At 69.5% G+C, this 17,359-nt stretch carries 11 protein-coding genes; 6 read left to right on the forward strand and 5 right to left on the reverse strand.

Features of this window, described 5'->3' with window-relative positions:
• Positions 1-10 precede the first annotated feature (10 nt).
• From Q0863_RS08685 to Q0863_RS08705, 5 genes are all read right to left on the reverse strand, one after another.
• A complete protein-coding gene (locus Q0863_RS08685) occupies positions 11-1,840 on the reverse strand; it encodes a sialate O-acetylesterase (RefSeq protein ID WP_298577795.1) in 1,830 nt (609 codons plus the stop codon).
• Between the two features lie 741 nt (positions 1,841-2,581).
• Complete coding sequence (locus Q0863_RS08690) at positions 2,582-3,118, reverse strand: hypothetical protein (RefSeq protein WP_298577283.1); 537 nt, start codon at positions 3,116-3,118, stop codon at positions 2,582-2,584.
• Positions 3,119-3,274: 156 nt separating this feature from the next.
• Complete coding sequence (locus tag Q0863_RS08695) at positions 3,275-6,400, reverse strand: TonB-dependent receptor (protein WP_298577796.1); 3,126 nt, start codon at positions 6,398-6,400, stop codon at positions 3,275-3,277.
• Between the two features lie 453 nt (positions 6,401-6,853).
• Positions 6,854-9,802: a TonB-dependent receptor gene (locus Q0863_RS08700; protein WP_298577284.1), complete on the reverse strand. Its 2,949-nt coding sequence runs from the start codon at positions 9,800-9,802 to the stop codon at positions 6,854-6,856.
• A 279-nt stretch (positions 9,803-10,081) separates the two neighbouring features.
• A complete protein-coding gene (locus Q0863_RS08705) occupies positions 10,082-11,053 on the reverse strand; it encodes a LysR substrate-binding domain-containing protein (RefSeq protein WP_298577286.1) in 972 nt (323 codons plus the stop codon).
• Positions 11,054-11,191: 138 nt separating this feature from the next.
• Between Q0863_RS08705 and Q0863_RS08710 the strand changes: the two genes are divergently transcribed.
• The 6 genes from Q0863_RS08710 to Q0863_RS08735 all read left to right on the forward strand — a co-directional run bounded on the left by Q0863_RS08710 (position 11,192) and on the right by Q0863_RS08735 (position 17,321).
• Positions 11,192-11,815 (forward strand): 2-dehydro-3-deoxy-6-phosphogalactonate aldolase, encoded by a 624-nt coding sequence (locus tag Q0863_RS08710; protein ID WP_298577287.1) that lies wholly within the window; start codon positions 11,192-11,194, stop codon positions 11,813-11,815.
• The gene (dgoD, locus tag Q0863_RS08715; protein WP_298577289.1) at positions 11,812-12,963 is read left to right on the forward strand and encodes a galactonate dehydratase; all 1,152 of its coding nucleotides are present in this window, start codon (positions 11,812-11,814) and stop codon (positions 12,961-12,963) included. Before Q0863_RS08710 ends, dgoD begins: the two co-directional genes overlap by 4 nt.
• 4 nt (positions 12,964-12,967) lie before the next feature.
• On the forward strand, positions 12,968-13,882 hold the full coding sequence (locus tag Q0863_RS08720) for an SMP-30/gluconolactonase/LRE family protein (RefSeq protein WP_298577290.1): 915 nt from the start codon (positions 12,968-12,970) through the stop codon (positions 13,880-13,882).
• Positions 13,879-14,787, forward strand: coding sequence for a 2-dehydro-3-deoxygalactonokinase (locus Q0863_RS08725; RefSeq protein ID WP_298577292.1), 909 nt, complete (start codon positions 13,879-13,881; stop codon positions 14,785-14,787). The genes Q0863_RS08720 and Q0863_RS08725 overlap by 4 nt, the downstream gene beginning before the upstream one ends.
• Before the next feature lie 20 nt (positions 14,788-14,807).
• Positions 14,808-16,499 (forward strand): glycoside hydrolase family 43 protein, encoded by a 1,692-nt coding sequence (locus Q0863_RS08730; protein WP_298577294.1) that lies wholly within the window; start codon positions 14,808-14,810, stop codon positions 16,497-16,499.
• Between the two features lie 366 nt (positions 16,500-16,865).
• Entirely contained in the window at positions 16,866-17,321 is a 456-nt protein-coding gene (locus Q0863_RS08735; RefSeq protein WP_298577296.1) for a DUF305 domain-containing protein, read from the forward strand.
• Positions 17,322-17,359: the final 38 nt, after the last annotated feature.

Here is a 17,359-nt window from a genome sequence, read left to right on the forward strand (position 1 = left end):
CAATCCACGCTCACCAGTCGTCGCTCCGGAATGGCGAGGCCGGTAGTCCGCTGGCGCCGACCAGATTTGCGTCCACCGGCGCGTCGCCCCAGGCGTAGCGCACCGCGACCGGACTCGGCACCGCTCCGCTGCGCACCACGATGCGATTGCCGTCGATCACCGCGCTGGCCGGATGGAAGACGCGGTCCGCGCCTGCCAACCGGAAACCCTGCAGCGTGCCGCCACCACGCACCGCGAGCCCGTCGCCGTCGAACGACAGGCTGGCAGCGCCGGCGACGAATTCCGCGCCCGTAAACACCGGCCCCGAGTGCACGACAGCCTCCCCGTAGGCCACGCGCCGCGCCGCCAGCGCCAGGCGCTTTCCGACGTCCTGCTTGTTCGTCGGATGGATGTCGGCGACGTCGCCGATGTCGATCGCCACCGCCTGCGCGGTCGCCGGCAGCGACAGCGTGGCCGTCTGCGACTCGCGCAGCACCGCCCAGGGGCTGGTGTCGCCCTGGTCGCCGCCGGAATGCCAGCTCGCCAGCTGCACCCACAGGAACGGCAGTTCCGGCCCGTTCCACTGCGCGCGCCACTGCCGGATCATGGCCGGGAACTGCTCGCGGTAACGCAGCGCCTGCTCGACGCTGCCGGCGTTGGATTCGCCCTGGTACCAGATCACGCCACGCACCGGGAACGGCTGCAGCGGCGCGATCATGGCGTTGTACAGCAGCGTCGGCCGCTGGTTCTTGTCATCGTCGAGCGCGAGCGCCGTGACCTCGGCGGGGCGGAACTTCCAGGTTCCCGCCAGGCTGCGCCGCTGCCCGCCCGCCGGCTGCACGAACAGTTCTTCGGCGGTGCCATGAATGCCGCCACCGCCGCCAACGTCGCTAACGCGCACCGCGATCTCGTTGACGCCCGCACGCAGGACGGAGGCCGGGACCTGGTATTCGCGCGCCAGGTTGTACTGCAGCGCGGTCTGTCCGACTTCGACGCCATTGACCCAGGTGGTATCGGTATCGTCGATGCGCCCGAGGCCAAGGGTCACGCCGGACCGCGCCTCGTCCGCGCCGAGCGTGAACGTGGTGCGGTACCAGGCCACCCCGTCCATGCCGTTCCAGCCGGCGCCTTCCCACACGCCGGGCACGGACATCGCGTCCCAGTCCGACGTGTCGACGCCCGCGAGGTGCCAGCCGCGGTCGTCGGCCGGCAGCTTCCAGCGCGCCAGCTTCGCGCGCGCCTGCACCAGCGCGCGTTCGTCCTCGTCCTGCAGCTGGTGCGCCAGCTCCACCATGGCGTCGCGGTCGATGCCCTGGGTGGCCGCATCCATCCAGGCCTCGATGCTGCTGCCGCCCCAGGTGCTGTCGATGATGCCGATCGGCACGCCCTGCGAGGCGCGCAGTTCGCGCGCGAAGAAGTGCGCCACGGCGGAGAAGTTTCCGGCGACGTCGGGCGACGAGGCGATCCAGTCGCCGCCTGCCAGCTGCCGCTCGGGCAGGGCCGCCCATGACTTCGGGATCTTGAAGTGGCGGATCAGCGGGTCGGTCGCGCGCGCGATCTCGGCTTCCGCGTCGGCGGACTGCGAGATCGGCCATTCCATGTTCGACTGGCCAGACGCCAGCCATACATCGCCCACCAGCACGTCGCGCAGTTCGAGCGGCGCCTTGCCGTCATCGATGCGCATCACGAACGGACCACCCGCCTCGCGCGCGGGCAGCTGCAGGCGCCACGCACCGTTGCCGTCCGCGGTGGCGCTGGCGGCGTCGCCATCCAGCCGCACCTCCACCTTCGCGCCCGGCGGCGCATGGCCCCATACCGGAATGGCCTGCCCACGCTGCAGCACCATGCCGTCGTCGAACATGCGCGGCAGCTCCACCGCCTGGCTCGCCGATGCCAGCAGCAACGCGCATGCGCTAGCGAACAGCGCGAGCGTCCTTGCGGTTGGGGCCAGGGCGGCATCGCCACGGGATGCGGCGTGGGTGCAGCGCGCCGCCGGCATGTCGCCAGCCACGCGGGAGACGATGGACCGCACGGACTGCGAGGCCGCCACGACGTGCCCGTCGCCAATGACAGGGGGAATGGTGGACGGAAGGGTCGGCAAGCTCATCGCGGATCTCCATGGCGGATGTCGGATCCTCCGATCGCGGAGGACGCAGCGTCGCGTCGACGCCAGGCGGCCGCGACCCGACGCATGATGCCGTCCCGGCGCACTGCCTTGTCACCGGCGCGGCGCCGCGGTCCGGGGACGCAGGCGCTTGCGCTCGACGGCGCCGGCGCTTTCCCTGGCTGCCGCGTTTCCACGGCGATGCGCATCGCGACATCGCGGCCATTGCGCGACACGATCCGTTCCGACCTCAAGCCCATTGCGCCGGCACCTCGCCCCTGCCTGTTCATTCCGCAGGATAGGTGCGCGAGCAATTCCGGACCAATGAAGAAATCGCGCTCGGCTATAGCATGGCGGAATGCTGCGGCGCGGCGAGGCGGGGCCGATGGCTTCAACGTCGACGCCTTGCATCCGGTCGCCGCGTTCCGCATGACGGTCTGCGCGGCGGGGCGCATCCAACGGCGACAGCACCGGCGGGTGATCGCCGCTGCGTCGGATTCAGTCCGCCGCCGTCGGATCGCCCATCGGAGACGGCGCACGGATCGGCCGGAGATGGCCGCGCCACCGCATCCAACCGCAGGCGATGCACGCCGCTGCGTACAGCGCGAGCCACGGCCAATCCTCCGCCGCTCCCGTGTCCTTGCGCAGCAGCAGCCAGGCGATCATCCCCGCGAGCAGCCCCAGCAGGTACAGCGCCACGCGATACCGGCCCGCCAGCGCGGCGCCTGCCGCGATGGCGGTGACCGAGAAGACGAGTTCGAGCACCGCCTCCCACGGCGACTCCAGGTGCATGGCCGGTTCGACGGCGAGCCAGGACATCAACAGCAGGGTCTTCAGCAGCCCCGGGACGCCCGACAGCGCGACCGCCAGCCCGAGCATGGCCGCGATCCAGACCACCGCACCGGAAACACGCGATGCGTGGAAGGTTTCAGCGGTGGGATTCTCGTAGGGAGTCCGTTCCATTGCCTGATCGATCCATGCCTGCACGAGGGCGCCAGGCCCGGCGTCGCGCGGGAATCCGGATGCAGGCGCCATGCATGATGCGACAGTCCCGTCAGCCCATCCGGCCACCGGGCGACAGGCCCACCCTACACCATAGCCTTGCGGCACGACGACGACCGGATTGGCCGCCCACAGGCCGCGGTGAGTCCACCGCGCGGCATCGCCGCGCGGTGGACCCCTGCAAGCGCCTTACCAGCTCGCGCGCAGCACCGCCGAGTAGCGACGGTCGTTCTCGAACCAGGCGCGGTTGTAGAGCGTGTCGTCCACGAAGCCGTCGCGACGGTAGCCACGCGGGCCCATCAACAGCTTGGTCGTGCTGTTGGTGATGTTGTTGACCTGCAGGCCCAGCTGGATGTTGTCCGTGAGGTTGTAGAAGAACGAGCCGTCGAGCTGGCCGTAGTCGTCGTTCCACACCGGCTGGCGCATCGCCGGCATCACGTCGCTGCTGGTGAGCAGGTAGCGCGAACGCCAGTTGTAGGCCAGGCGGAAGGACACCGGACCGCGTTCGAAGATGCCGATCACGTTGTAGCTGCGACGCGACAGGCCTTCCAGCGGGAGTTCGACGGCGACCTCGGGGACCACGGGCGTGTCGGTGGGAATGCCCACGTCGACGTTGGTGCCGCCGGAGCTGTCCACGAAGGTGTAGTTCGCCTGGACGCCCAGGCCGGGCAGGAAGTCGAAGAACTGCGAATAGCCGAGCTCGAAACCCTTGATCTTGCCTTCGTCGAGGTTGCGCGTCCGGTTCATCTGGTAGGAGCGGCCATCGATGATCTCGGTGCCCAGCGACGTGGCGAAGTAGTCCTTCACGTCCTTCTTGAACAGCGTCAGGTACAGGCTGTTGGCGGGACCGAAGTACCACTCGAGCGCGGTGTCGAACTGGTTGGCGCGCATCGGCTTGAGCTCGGGATTGCCGCCGCTGCCGCTGTAGGCCAGGTCGTCGAAGCTGCACAGTTCGGTGCGCAGTCCATCCTCGCGGGCCTGGGCGCACCCGGCGGCATTCGCCGAGAGGGTGATCCAGTTCTGCATCAGACGGAACTCCGGCCGGGCGATCGCCTTGGACGCGGCGAAACGCCACTGCAGGCCGTGGTCGAAGCGCACCCGCACGTTCAGGCTGGGCAGCACGTCGGTGTAGGAGGTGTTGACCTGGCTGTTGAACGCCTGGCCGTAGAAGGCGTCCCGCACCTCCTGCGCCACATCTTCCACGTACGCGCCGGTCATGTCCGGCAGCAGGCCGCCGCCCACCGCCTTCACGCTGGTCTTGACCACGCGTACGCCGACATTGCCGTCGACGGGATTGCGCAGCTCGTCATTGCCGAAGTACAGGATGCCGTAGGCGGCCTGGGTGCGCTCGCGCTGCTGGTTGATGGCATCGGGCGAGTAGCTGATCGGGTTCCACTGCGCGCCCGGGATGGTGGCAAGGGTGTCGCGGACGCGGCCGATGTCCACGAAGCTGTCCTGGGCCGCCCAGAACTGGGTCGGGACGTTGGCATCCCCGCCGAAGAAGTCGCGCATCGTGTACAGCGCCGACTCTCCCGGATAGTACTGGTCGAGCCAGGCGACCGGTGGACGGGTCGGGTCGGGGTTCTCGATCCGGTTCCAGTCGTCGCTGATCGGCTGCCAGTTGTAGGTGGTGTAGAAGCTGGTGTATTCGCGGTCCGCGACGCGGGCGCCGAAACGCGCCGTGCGCAGCCAGTTGTGATCCATGAAGTTGTATTCGAAGTCCAGCCGCCCCGCGCGCTCGTGGCCTTCGTTGTCGGCCAGGTGATCCATCGCCGAACGCCAGAAGTAGGTGTCCTGCTGCAACGCGCGCTCGGGATTGTCCAGCGTTACCGAGGGGTACTTGCCGGTCAGGTCGAGATGGATGCCCTCCAGCAGGGTCGAGGTATGGACCGAGAAGTCCACCTGGTCGCTGGTCGCCTTCACGTACTGGAAGTCGCCGCGCATGAGGAAGCTGTCGCTGAAGAAGTGCCTGAACCCGGCGGACCAGTCGGTGGTCTTCGAGGACTGCACGTTGAAACGGTTGCCGACCGCGAACTGGATGCCCGGGCCCTGGTACATGCCGTTGGAGTCGTCGCCCGGCTGTCCACGCCAACCGCCCAGGCGGATGCTGCCGCGCAGGAAGCGGCCGTTCTCGTCGTACTCGAACTGCGTGCCCGGCATCGGGATCAGCCGATTGGTGCGGTCCGCCAGGCCATCGCCGCCGTCGTAGGCGTTGCCGTAATAGTTCGGGTCGCCGGTCCAGTTGTCGGTATTGTTGGCCTCGCCCGCGCCGGTGTATTCCATGAAGTGTTCGCGCCAGCTCATGTCGTACTTCGACGTGATGAACTGGGTATAGATCTCGGTGTCGTCGTTGGGACGCCACTGGAACGCGAAGGCGCCGCCCTGGCGCTTGCGGTCGAAGTCGGTGCGGCGCCAGTTCACGCCGCCAGGCACGAACACGTGGTCGCGGTCGGTGCCTTCCAGCAGCAGGTCGCGCTGGCTGTCGGACGACACCCAGGCCTCCTGCTCCCAGTCGTAGACCCAGCCTTCGCCATTGGGCAGGCCCTCGGGCTGCTCTGCTGGCGTGCGCCCGCGACGCGAGTACGGCTGGATCTGGATGCCGTCGGATTGCGTGGCCAGTTCCGAGTACGAGACGTTGGCCATGAAGCCCATCTCGCCCACGCCGGTGTCCCAGCGGTCGCTGAACAGGAACGAGCCGGACGGACGACCGTCCTTGGCCTTGTCGCCGTAGTTGTAGTCGATGCTGCCGGCGATCTTGCGGCCGGGCTCGTCGAACGGCATGCGGGTGCGCAGGTTGATGGTGCCGCCCAGGCCGCCCTCGATGATCTCGGCCGACGGGTTCTTGTACACGTCCACGCCGGCCATCAGCTCGGCGGACACTTCCTCGAAGCTGATGCCGCGGCCGCCGTTGGCGGTGAACACGTCGCGGCCGTTGAGTTCGCCGCGCACGAAGGTCAGGCCGCGGATCATCACGCCGCTGCCTTCGGCGGAGAAGTGGTCGGTATCGTCGCGCGCGGCAAAGCCGGTGACGGTCAGGCCGCTGATGCGCTTGAGGGTTTCGGTGACACTGCGGTCGGGCAGCGCGCCGATATCCTCGGCGGTCACCGAATCGACGATCTGGGTGGCCTCCTGCTTGATGTCCTGGGCGCGCATGACCGCGCCGCGGACGCCCTTCACGACCACGGTGTCGAGGTCGAGGGCGTCGCTGGTGGCATCGGGGGCGTCCTGTGCATACAGGGGCGCGGAAAGCAGGGTGGCCACGCCGAGGGCGAGGGCGCTGCGGCGGAACTGACGCAGGACTGCTGGGCCTGCCATCCGGTTGGCCGGACGGTGCTGGCTGGACGTACGCATGGACTTCCCTCCCGAGGAATTGTGCGTCGATCGACTGGTTTTTCTGGGTGCACGGTGCCGCGGCGGTGCGCCGGCCGTTTCGGGCCGATGCGTCCACCTGCGATGACAACTTCCCCGGCTGCCAATGCGGGCACCGTGCGGGCGCCGCTGCAGCAATCTGAAAATCCGGGCTGTCCCGGCCCCCTGTTCTTCTACGTTCGCGATCTGGAGTCGCGGCCCGATGTTAGCGTTAACTTTTCGACAGCGTCAACGTTTGCGGGACGCTGGCGGGGCGACCTGATCGGTGCAGGCGAAACGGTTGTGCGGGGGGCCGTGCCGCGGCGACGACACAATCCGTCGCGAAGGCGGGGCGATGGCCCGCCGCTCCGGCTCGCACGCGGCCGGCCTCGGGAGGGCCGGCCGCGCGATGTCCGGCAGCTAGAACGTCAGGCGCAGGGTCGCGGCGTAGCGCCGGTCGTTGACGTACCAGGAGGTCACCCGGCGGCCGGCGCCGTTCTGGTCCATGATCGTGCGCTGCTCGGCGTTGTTGAGGTTGTTCATTTCCAGGCCGACCTGCACGTTGTCGGAGAAGCGATAGAAGATCGAACCATCCAGCTGGCCGAAGGCGTCGCTGTAGACCGGCAGCTTCCAGGCGATGTCGTTGTGGGTGCCGTTGTAGCCGTTGGGCCCGATCGACAGCAGGTACTCGCTGCGCCAGTTGTAGGCCAGGCGCACCTGCCACGGCCCCTTCTCGTAGAACACGGCGGCGTTGTAGGCGTTTTTCGACAGGCCGTCCGCCGGCAACGCGTCGAACGTCGAGCCGTCGGTGTCGAGCGGCTGGGTGTCGAGGTTGTTGGGCACGTCGGTGCTGCTGTCGATGTAGGTGTAGTTGGCCGACATGCCCAGGCCGTCGAAGGGCGCCGGCAGGAAGTCGAAGAACTGGTTCCAGCCGAGCTCGGCGCCCTGGATCTTCGCTGTCCCCACGTTCACCGGCCGGGTGATCAGGTACTCGTACTCGTTGCCGTCCACACCCGGATACGCCACCAGCTCGGTCTGGCGGCGGAAGTAGTCCTTGACGTCCTTGTAGAAGAAGTTGACCCAGGCCATGCCCCCGTGTTCGGGCGAGAAGTACCACTCCACCGACATGTCGAACTGGTTGGCCTTCATCGGCTCCAGGTACGGATTGTCGAAGGAGCTGCCGGTGAGGTCGAGCTGGCCGGGCGGCAGCGTGCTGCCGTCATCGGGCGGGTCGACGCCCGGCCGGGTCGCGGCGTTGAGTTGCTGGTAGGCCTGCATGTCGCTGAAATTCGGGCGCGCGATGGCCTTGGACGCCGCGAAGCGCAGGATCAGGTTCTCGCGTGGCTCCCACTTCACGTTCATGCTCGGCAGCACGTCGGTATAGGAGTTCTCGGCCGTGATCGGCTCGATCCCGCCGGCTCCCAGATACGGGGCGTATGCGACGTTGGGATAGACCAGATAGCCGCTGGCGCTGTTTTCGGTGCGGACCACGCGCACGCCGACGTTCCCGTCGAGCATCAGCTCGTCCATCGCGAAGTTGAGCATCGCATACCCGCCATAGGTCTTCTCGCGCTGCTCGTTGCCCCATTGCGGGTCGGCCAGGTCGCGTGGCGTGTAGTCGGAGCAGCACAGGTAGTACGGCACGGCGGCGTCGTGGATGGCCTGGTAGCTGCCCGGGAAACCGAGTGCGGTGGCCAGGACCGGGGCGTAGAACGCGCCCGGGGTGTTGGCGTCGCCGCGGTAGAAGTTCTCGAACGTGGTCAGGTTGACCAGGTTCGAGTTCACCTGGTCGTTGAGGTTCACGCCCGGCAACGGGCCGGCCGGCAATTTCCACCCCTGCATCCACGGCTGGATCACGGCCTGCCAGTTGTAGCCGGTGTCGATGCTGTGCGCGTCGCGATCGGTCACGCGTACGCCGAACCGGACCGAATCGAAGAAGGTGCTGTCGAATCCGTGCCTGATGTCCGCGCGCCAGGCGATCTCTTCGGCCTCGTTGTCGTCCTGGTGGTCCATCGTGAACGCCCAGTAGTAGTTGCCGAGGTCCGCGGAGAACGTCTCGTCGATGCCGATGACCGGGCGGCCTGCGCCCACGTTGACGTCGATGTAGGGGACGTTGAGGCCCAGGGTGACGGTGGAGTCCAGGGCCCGGGTGTCGGCCTGGATGTACTGGATGTCGGTCGAGAATTCGGTGCGCTCGCCGATCAGCCACTTCAGGCCCGCGGAGAAGTCCCGGGTCCTGGATTCGCGGTGCGAGGCGCGGATGTCGGCGCCCATCGGGATGTTGCCCGCCGAGCGCAGCCGCCCGGAGACGAAGACGTTGCCGTCGAGGTCGTAGGGTTCGCTGGCATCGAGGCGCACCTGCAGCGGATCGTTGTCGAGGAAGATCGCGTCCTCGTACCAGAGTTCGTCGTACCTGCTCTGGAAAGCGGTGGCGAACAGCTCCAGGTTCTCGTTCGGGCGCCACTGCATGGCGACGTAGGCGCCCTGGCGCTCGCGCTCGTACTCGAGCGTGCGCCAGTCCGCGCCGCGCGGCAGCCAGAGGTTCTCGCTGGTGCCGTCGCCGTCCAGGTCGGTATTGGCGTTGTTGAAGAACGGACGCACGAACATGCCGTCGGTCCGGGTGGCGAGCTCGGAATGCGCGACGTCGACCAGGATGCCGAACTCGCCGGCGTCGGTGTCCCAGCGGTTGCTGTAGAGGATCGATCCGGATGGCTTGAGCTTGTCGGCGAAGTCGCCGCGGTTGGCGCTGAACGACACGCCCAGCCGGCTTTCCTCGAAGTCGAGCGGCATGAAGGTGCGCAGGTCGACCGTGCCGCCGAGCCCGCCCTCGATCATCTCGGCGGTCTGGTTCTTGTACACGTCCACGCCGGCCATCAGCTCGGACGGCACGTCCTGGAAACTCAGCGCGCGGCCGCCGGAGGCGGAGAAGCTGTCGCGGCCGTTGAGTTCCGAGCGGACCTGGGTGAGGCCGCGCACCTGCACGCCGCCGCCTTCCGCGGAGAAGTGCTCCGGATCGCCGACGGAGAGGAAACGGTCGATGGTGACGCCGGGGATGCGCGAAAGCGTCTCGGTGACGCTGCGGTCGGGCAACGCGCCGATGTCGAGCGCGGTGACCGAATCGACGAAGGTGTCGGCCTCGCGCTTGATGTCCTGGGCGCGATAGACCGAGCCGCGGATGCCGGACACGACCACCGCGTCCAGGGTGGTGGCCTCGTCCTGCGCGGGCTCGGCCGGCTCGGCCTGCTGCGCGTGCAGCGGCGCCGAGCACAGGGCGGCCACCGCCAGCGCGATGGCGCTGCGGCGGAACGAACGGTTGGCGGGGTGTGTCGCGGGCCGGCGGCCCGGGCGACGTTGGTCGAGCGTTGGCATGATGTTCCCCTCCCACGGGCACATGACAAGCGGATCCGGTGTTGCTACTGGCGGCCTTGGCGGCTCTTGGTGCGACGGCGCCCCGTACTGACAGCGGGGGACAGCGGCGCTGTGGCGGAGCATGGAACGCCCATCCATGCGCTACCAATGAATTTTTGGGTCCGAGCTAGGCGGATCAGGAATACCTGCCGCCGCTGCGCGAAGCCAGGAGACACCGGATTCGCGACGTGGAGGAGGCCAGGATCCAGCGCGGGCCGCGGGGCGCTTTCGCGCGCCGGGTCAGGCGCCCGGCCGCAGCTCCGGCAGCGGCGGATAGATCCGCCGCGCGGTGTCGCGCAGCGTCTCGAGCATGTGGGTCACGCCCGGCGCCGGCGCCTTGTCGCGTCGGCGGATGATGCCGAAGTACTCCATGCGCACGTCCAGCTCGATCGGCAGGACCTGCATCTGCGCGGTCTGCAGGTAGGGCGCGACGCATTCGGGCGGCAATGCGGCCAGCAGGTCGCTGTGCCGCAGCAGGTGGATGATCACCGGCAGCGATGCGGTCTCGACCAGGTCCCGCGGCGGATGCAGCCCGTGCTGGTGGAACACCGCGTCCAGCCGCGCGCGCAGCACGCTGGCGGCCGGCGGCATGATCCAGCCCTGATCATGCAGGTCCACGATGCGCACCTCGCGGCGCGACGCGAGCGGGTGCCCGGCGCGCACGATCACCGCATGCGGCTCGTCGGCCAGCGGCTCGAATTCGAGCTCGGCCGCGCCTTCCGGGTCCATGATGCGGCCGATCACGATGTCCAGCTGTCCGTCCAGCAGGCGCGCCACCAGCGGCCGGCTGTAGTCCATCTCCACCTCGACCAGGATGCCGGGGTAGTCGCGTTTCATCGCGGCCACGGCCTGCGGCACCAGGGTGGTGCCGGGATTGACCACGGTGCCGATCGCCACCTTGCCCAGCCGGCCTTCGCGCAGCGCGGCAATCTCCTCGCCGCCACGCTCGATCTCCGCCAGGGCCGAGCGCGCCCGCCGCACCATGGCCAGGCCGAAGGCGGTCGGCGCCACGCCGCGCGCGTGCCGTTCGAACAGCGGCACGCCGAGCAGCGCTTCCATCTCGGCCAGCAGCTTGGAGGCGGCCGGCTGGGTCATGTTGGCGGCCTCGGCCGCGCGCAGCACCGAGCCGTGGTCGTGCAGTTGCAGCAGCAGCGCCAGATGGCGCGTCTTCAGGCGGGCGACCCCCGACCGGCCCATTGCGACCTGCACCATGCCGTCGTCTCCTGGATGCTATTCGGCAAGGGAATAGCGTACGCCGAATATTTCATTTGTCGTACATACCCCGCCACGCGAGCCTATGCCCGGCGGCCACGTCCGCCCATCGCACCGGAGCCCCAGATCGTCGACGCCATGGACGACCCCCACCTGCCCTTCCACCCGCCCCTGGTCGCGATCCTGCGCGGCGTGACGCCCGACGCGGTGGTCGCCCACGTCGAGGCGCTGCTGGAGGCCGGCGTCAACGCCATCGAGATCCCGACCGGTTCGCCGGACTGGGCGCGCAGCGTCGCGCTTGCGGTGGCGGCCTGTGGCGAACGCGCACTGGCCGGCGCCGGCACCGTGCTCGAGACCGCGCACCTGGACGCGCTGCAGGCCGCGGGCGGCCGTCTGGTGGTCACCCCCAACGTGCGCCCCACGCTGATCCGCGAAGCATGCGCGCGCGGATTCACGATCGCGGCCGGTGTCGCCACCGCCAGCGAAGCCTTCGATGCACTGGAGGCCGGGGCGCAGATGCTCAAGCTGTTCCCGGCCGCGGTGTATGGCCCGGCGCTGCCGCGTGCGCTGCGCAGCGTGCTGCCGCCGGTACCGCTGCTGGCGGTGGGCGGGATCACCGTCGACAATCTCGGCGACTACCTGGCGGCCGGGTGCAGCGGCGCGGCCGTCGGCGGCGAGCTGTATCGCCCGGGTCAGGCACCGGCGCGGACGCTGGCGAACGCGCAGCGGTTCGTCGCGGCATGGCAGGCGCATTCGCGATGAAGATCACCCGTCTGACCACGTGGCACGCGCCGCCGCGCTGGCTGTTCCTCAAGATCGAGACCGACGAGGGAATCAGCGGCTGGGGCGAGCCCGTGATCGAGGGCCGCGCCGCCACGGTCGAGGCCGCGGTGCATGAACTGGGCGAGCTGCTGGTCGGCCGCGACCCCGCGCACATCAACGACCTGTGGCAGGTGATGTATCGCGGCGGCTTCTACCGCGGCGGTGCGATCCTGATGAGCGCGATCGCCGGCATCGACCAGGCGCTGTGGGACATCAAGGGCAAGGCGCTCGGGGTGCCGGTCTACCAGCTGCTGGGCGGGCGCGTGCGCGATCGCATGAAGACCTACCGCTGGGTCGGCGGCGACCGGCCCGCCGACATCGTCGCGCAGATCCAGGCCCACCGCGCCCTGGGCTTCGACACGTTCAAGTTCAACGGCACCGAGGAACTGAAGCTGATCGACAGTCCGCGCGCGATCGACGCGGCGGTGGCCAGGGTGGCCGCGGTGCGCGAGGCGGTCGGCGAGGCGGTCGACTTCGGCATCGACTTCCACGGCCGGGTCAGCGCGCCGATGGCGCGCATCCTGCTGCGCGAACTGGCGCCGCTCAAGCCGCTGTTCGTCGAGGAGCCGGTGCTGCCCGAGCAGTGGGAGTACTATCGGCCGCTGTCGGACGCCACGTCGATCCCGCTGGCCGCGGGCGAGCGCATGTACTCGCGCGCCGAGTTCAAGCCGGTGTTGGCCGCGGGCGGACTGGCGCTGCTGCAGCCCGACCTCTCCCACGCCGGCGGCATCACCGAATGCATGAAGATCGCCGCCATGGCCGAGGCGCACGACGTCGGCGTGGCGCCGCACTGCCCGCTGGGGCCGGTGGCGCTGGCGGCGTGCCTGCAGGTGGACTTCACCTGCTGGAATGCGATGCTGCAGGAACAGAGCATCGGCATCCACTACAACCAGGGCGCGGACCTGCTCGACTACGTGCGCAACAAGGACGATTTCCGCTGCGACGCGGACGGCTGCATCGCCGCGCTGCCGGGTCCGGGACTGGGCGTGGAGATCGACGAGGAACTGCTGGCACGCGTGTCCCGCGAACCGCCGCGCTGGCGCAATCCGCTGTGGCGTCACGCCGACGGCAGCGTGGCCGAATGGTGATCACATGAACCAGTTGCAGGGTACCGCCACCGCGGCGCTGGCGATCGACAGCCGCTGCCAGCTCGGCGAAGGCATCGTCTGGGACGGGCGCATGCAGCGGCTGTACTGGACCGACATCCTGTCGTCGCGGCTGTGGATGCATGAACCGGCCAGCGGCGCCACGCACCACTGGGCGCTGCCCGAACCGCTGGGCTGCCTGGCCCTGGGCGAGGACGGCCGCTTGCTGCTGGCGCTGGCCAAGTCGATCCGGCTGGCCAACGCGCCGCAGCCTGAGGTGCCGCTCGCGCTGCACACCCTGTGCGCGCTGGAGCCCGGACAGGGTGCGTCCACGCGCAGCAACGACGGCCGCTGCGACCGGCACGGCAACTTCGTGTTCGGCACCAAGGACGAGACGGGCGCGGATCCGCCGCTGGGCCGCTTCTACCAGTTCTCGATCGCGCACGGCTTGCGGCCGTTGCCGCTGCCGCCGGCCGCGATTCCCAACTCGATCTGCTTCTCGCCCGACGGCGGCACGCTGTACTTCTGCGATTCTGTGCAGCCGCGGATCCTGCGTTGCGACTACGACCCGGTGGCCGCCAGCGTTTCCGCGCCGGTCGTGTTCACACGGGTCGAAGGCGGTGGCGCGCCGGACGGCTCCACCGTCGATGCCGATGGGCACCTGTGGAACGCGCAGTGGGGCGCGGGCCGCGTGGTCCGCTACGCGCCGGACGGGCGCGTCGACCGGGTCGTCGCCATCCCAGCGGGCATGCCCTCGTGCTGCGCCATCGGCGGAAAAAATCTGGACACGCTGTACGTGACCACCGCACGCGAGGAGATGGACGCCGCCGCGCTGGCGGCCGCGCCCACCGCCGGCGGGATTTTCGCACTGTCGCTGGACGGGCTGGCCGGCCTGCCCGAAGCGCGGCTGCGCGGCGCATGATCGCGGTCGACTGGGGCACCACCCACCTGCGCATCTATCGGCTCGATGCCGACGGCACGATGCACAAGCGCGTGCGCAGCGGCCAGGGCACGCTGGCCAGCCGCGGCCGCTTCGGCGAGGTGCTGCGGCACGAACTCGCCGGCTGGGACGACGGCCCGGTCCTGCTGTGCGGCATGGTCGGCGCGCGCGGCGGCTGGCACGAGATGCCCTACCTCGACTGCCCGGCGGGCATCGACGATCTCGCCCACGGCATGCGCCGCGTGCAGCCGCCGGACTTCGCGGACCGCGAGCTTTGGTTCGTGCCGGGCCTGCGCGACGCCGGCGTGTCCGCGGTGCCCGACGTGATGCGCGGCGAGGAGACCCAGCTGGCGGCCCTGCTCGACACGCTGCCGCGCGGCACGCACCAGGTCTGCCTGCCCGGCACGCACAGCAAGTGGGTGACCATCGGTGAGCGCCGCGTGCAGCGCATCCGCAGCTTCATGACCGGCGAGCTCTACGCGCTGCTGCGCGGCCACAGCATCCTCGGGGCGCTGATGGACGACGACGACAGCCGCTTCGACGCCGACGCCTTCGATGCGGGCCTGCGCCGCAGCGGCGACGCCGGCGGCCTGGCGCACCAGCTGTTCGGCGTGCGCACCACCGGCCTGTCGGGCCGGTTCGGCAGCCAGGCCCTGTCTTCCTACCTGTCGGGCCTGCTGGTGGGGCATGAGCTGCACGGCGGCCTGGCGGACGGCGCCGTGCGCCCGGGACTGGTGCACCTGGTCGGCAGCGAACGCCTGGTCGATCTCTATGCGCGCGGCCTTGCCGCCTCCGGCGTGGCGGTGCAGCGCCATTCCGAAGACCTGGCCGCGCACGGCCTGCACGCGCTCTGGGAGCGGCGCCTGCCGCTCGCGGCCAGCGTCTGAAGCACGCGAAGGAACGGGCCATGCGCGCTCGCATCGCACGGATCGCGGTCGCCCTGCTGTCCAGCTTGCTGGCCACACTGGCCTGCGCGGGCGAGGTGCGTTTCATCGCGGTGGACTATCGCGGCGACGACGGCGGCGCCGTCCCCACCGACGCGCAATACCGCAATCCGGTCGCCGCCGGCTTCCATCCCGACCCGTCCACGATCCGCGTCGGCGACGACTTCTACCTGGTCACCTCGAGCTTCGGCTACTACCCCGGCCTGCCGCTGTTCCACAGCACCGACCTGGTGTCGTGGCGGCAGATCGGCAATGCGATCGACCGGGCCGACCAGATGTCCTACGGCGATGGCGAAGAACTGACCCGCGGCCTGTTCGCAGCCACGCTCAGCCACGACGGGCGCCGTTTCTACATCACCAACACCTGCTTCTACTGCCCGGACCGCGGCATCGGCAACTTCGTCATCACCGCCGACGATCCGGCCGGTCCCTGGTCGGACCCGGCCTGGCTGGGCAACGAGGGCATCGATCCGTCGCTGTTCTTCGATCGCGACGGCCGCGCCTGGATGGTCAGCAACGGCATGCCCGACGGCCCGATGCGCTACGAAGGACACCGCGCGATCTGGATCCAGCAGTTCGACGCCGACACGCTGTCGCTGACCGGGCCGCGCATCCAGCTGGTGGATGCCGGCGTGGACCCGGCCAGCCATCCCGAACACGTCGAAGGCCCGCACGTGTTCCGGCGCGGCGACTGGTACTACCTCACCGCGGCCGAGGGCGGCACCGGCGAGCAGCATGCGCAGATGATCTGGCGCAGCCGCAGCGTCACCGGTCCATACGCGGCGTGGGCGGGCAATCCGATCCTGACCCAGCGCGACCTCGATCCGGCGCGCGACGCGCCGGTCACCTCCGCCGGCCATGCGCAGTTCGTGCAGCTCGCCGATGGCACGTGGTGGGCGGTGTTCCTGGCTACCCGCCCCTATCGTGGCAACCAGTACAACCTCGGGCGAGAGACCTTCTTGCTGCCGGTGCAGTGGCGCGACGACTGGCCCGTGATCCTGCCGCGCGGCGCGCGCGTGCCGCTGGTGGCCGGGCGCCCGTCGTTGCCGCGCAGCGCGCAGCCGCTGCCCACCAGCGGGCCGATGGCGTGGACCGAAACCTTCCGCGCCGACACGCTGCCGCATGCCTGGCTGATGCTCGATCCGCCGAAGCAGGCCTGGTTCGCGACCGGCGAGGACGGCCTGCGCATCACTCCGTCGTCGACGCCGCTCGGCGCCCACGGCACCGGAAGCGGACAACCCACGTACATCGGACGCCGGCTGCAGCACCACCGCGCGACCATCGCCGCCACGCTCGACACCGGCGCGCTCGACGCGGGCGAGCTGGCCGGGCTGGCGCTGCTGCAGGACGAACGCCATCACTACGTCGCAGCCATCGAGCGCGAGGAGGATGGCGCCTCGCTGGTCCTGCTGCGACGGGCCGGCCAGGACGATCCACTGCATGGGCGCGAACTCGCGCGCATCGCGCTGGCCGAGTTGCCGGGCCGGCTGTCGCTGCGCCTGCGCCTGGACGCCCCCCGCCTGGACGTCGACTACGCACTGACGCCGGGCGACTGGCGGCCGCTGGCCGTGGATCTGGATGCCAGCCTGCTCACCGTCGACATCGCCGGCGGCTTCATCGGCAACACATTCGGGCCGTATGCGGTGAAGCGTTGATCGCACCGCCGTGGGCAACGCCCCGGCGGGCACCAGGCTGACGCCTCACCGGCGCAGGGCGCCAGGAGCGTGGCCCATCGCGCGGCGCTCGCAACGGTGCACCCGCAGACAGGGCAGCGTTGTTCCAGGCGCGTGCTTGCCGACGCCGCATGCTGGCCGCGCAAACCAGGCGCGCTGGCTTCACATTTCCTGTACGCCGGGCCCTCCGATCGCCGCTAGATTCGATCCGCAAGCCGCCGGATCCGGACGCTGGCCCCGTGCGGATCGATGGAGTGGCGTCCGGCCGTGGTTGCGCGCAGGACGCGATACGGAGGCCACGGCGGGCCTGCCCGCCGTCGCAAATCCTTCTGTCGACAGGAGAAACCCATGCACAAGTACGCCCGCTTCGGCGCGATGATCGCCACCTCGACCCTGGTGATGTTCGCGCTGATGTACCTGCACACCTACACACCGGGACACGTGTTCTTCTCCGAGACCCGTGCATACATGGCGCTGATCATGGGCGCGTCGATGGCGGTGGTGATGCTGCTGTTCATGCTGCACATGTACGAGGACCGCCGGAAGAACCTGTTGATCATCGTCGGCGCCGCGCTCGTGTTCGGCGGCGCGCTGTGGCTGGTGCGCAGCCAGCGCACGGTGGACGACGTGTCCTACATGCGCGCGATGATTCCGCACCACTCGATCGCCATCCTGACCAGCGAACGCGCGCAGATCCGGGATCCGCGCGTCCGCGCGCTGGCCGACGGGATCATCGAGGCGCAGCGGCGCGAGATCGACGAGATGAAGCGGCTGATCGACGAGCTGGAAGGTTCACGACGGTGAAGCCGGCAGCCGGCCCGCGCATCCGCCGCGTGCCCATG

It is taken from the genome of uncultured Luteimonas sp., assembly GCF_947492465.1.
Lineage (GTDB): Bacteria > Pseudomonadota > Gammaproteobacteria > Xanthomonadales > Xanthomonadaceae > Luteimonas.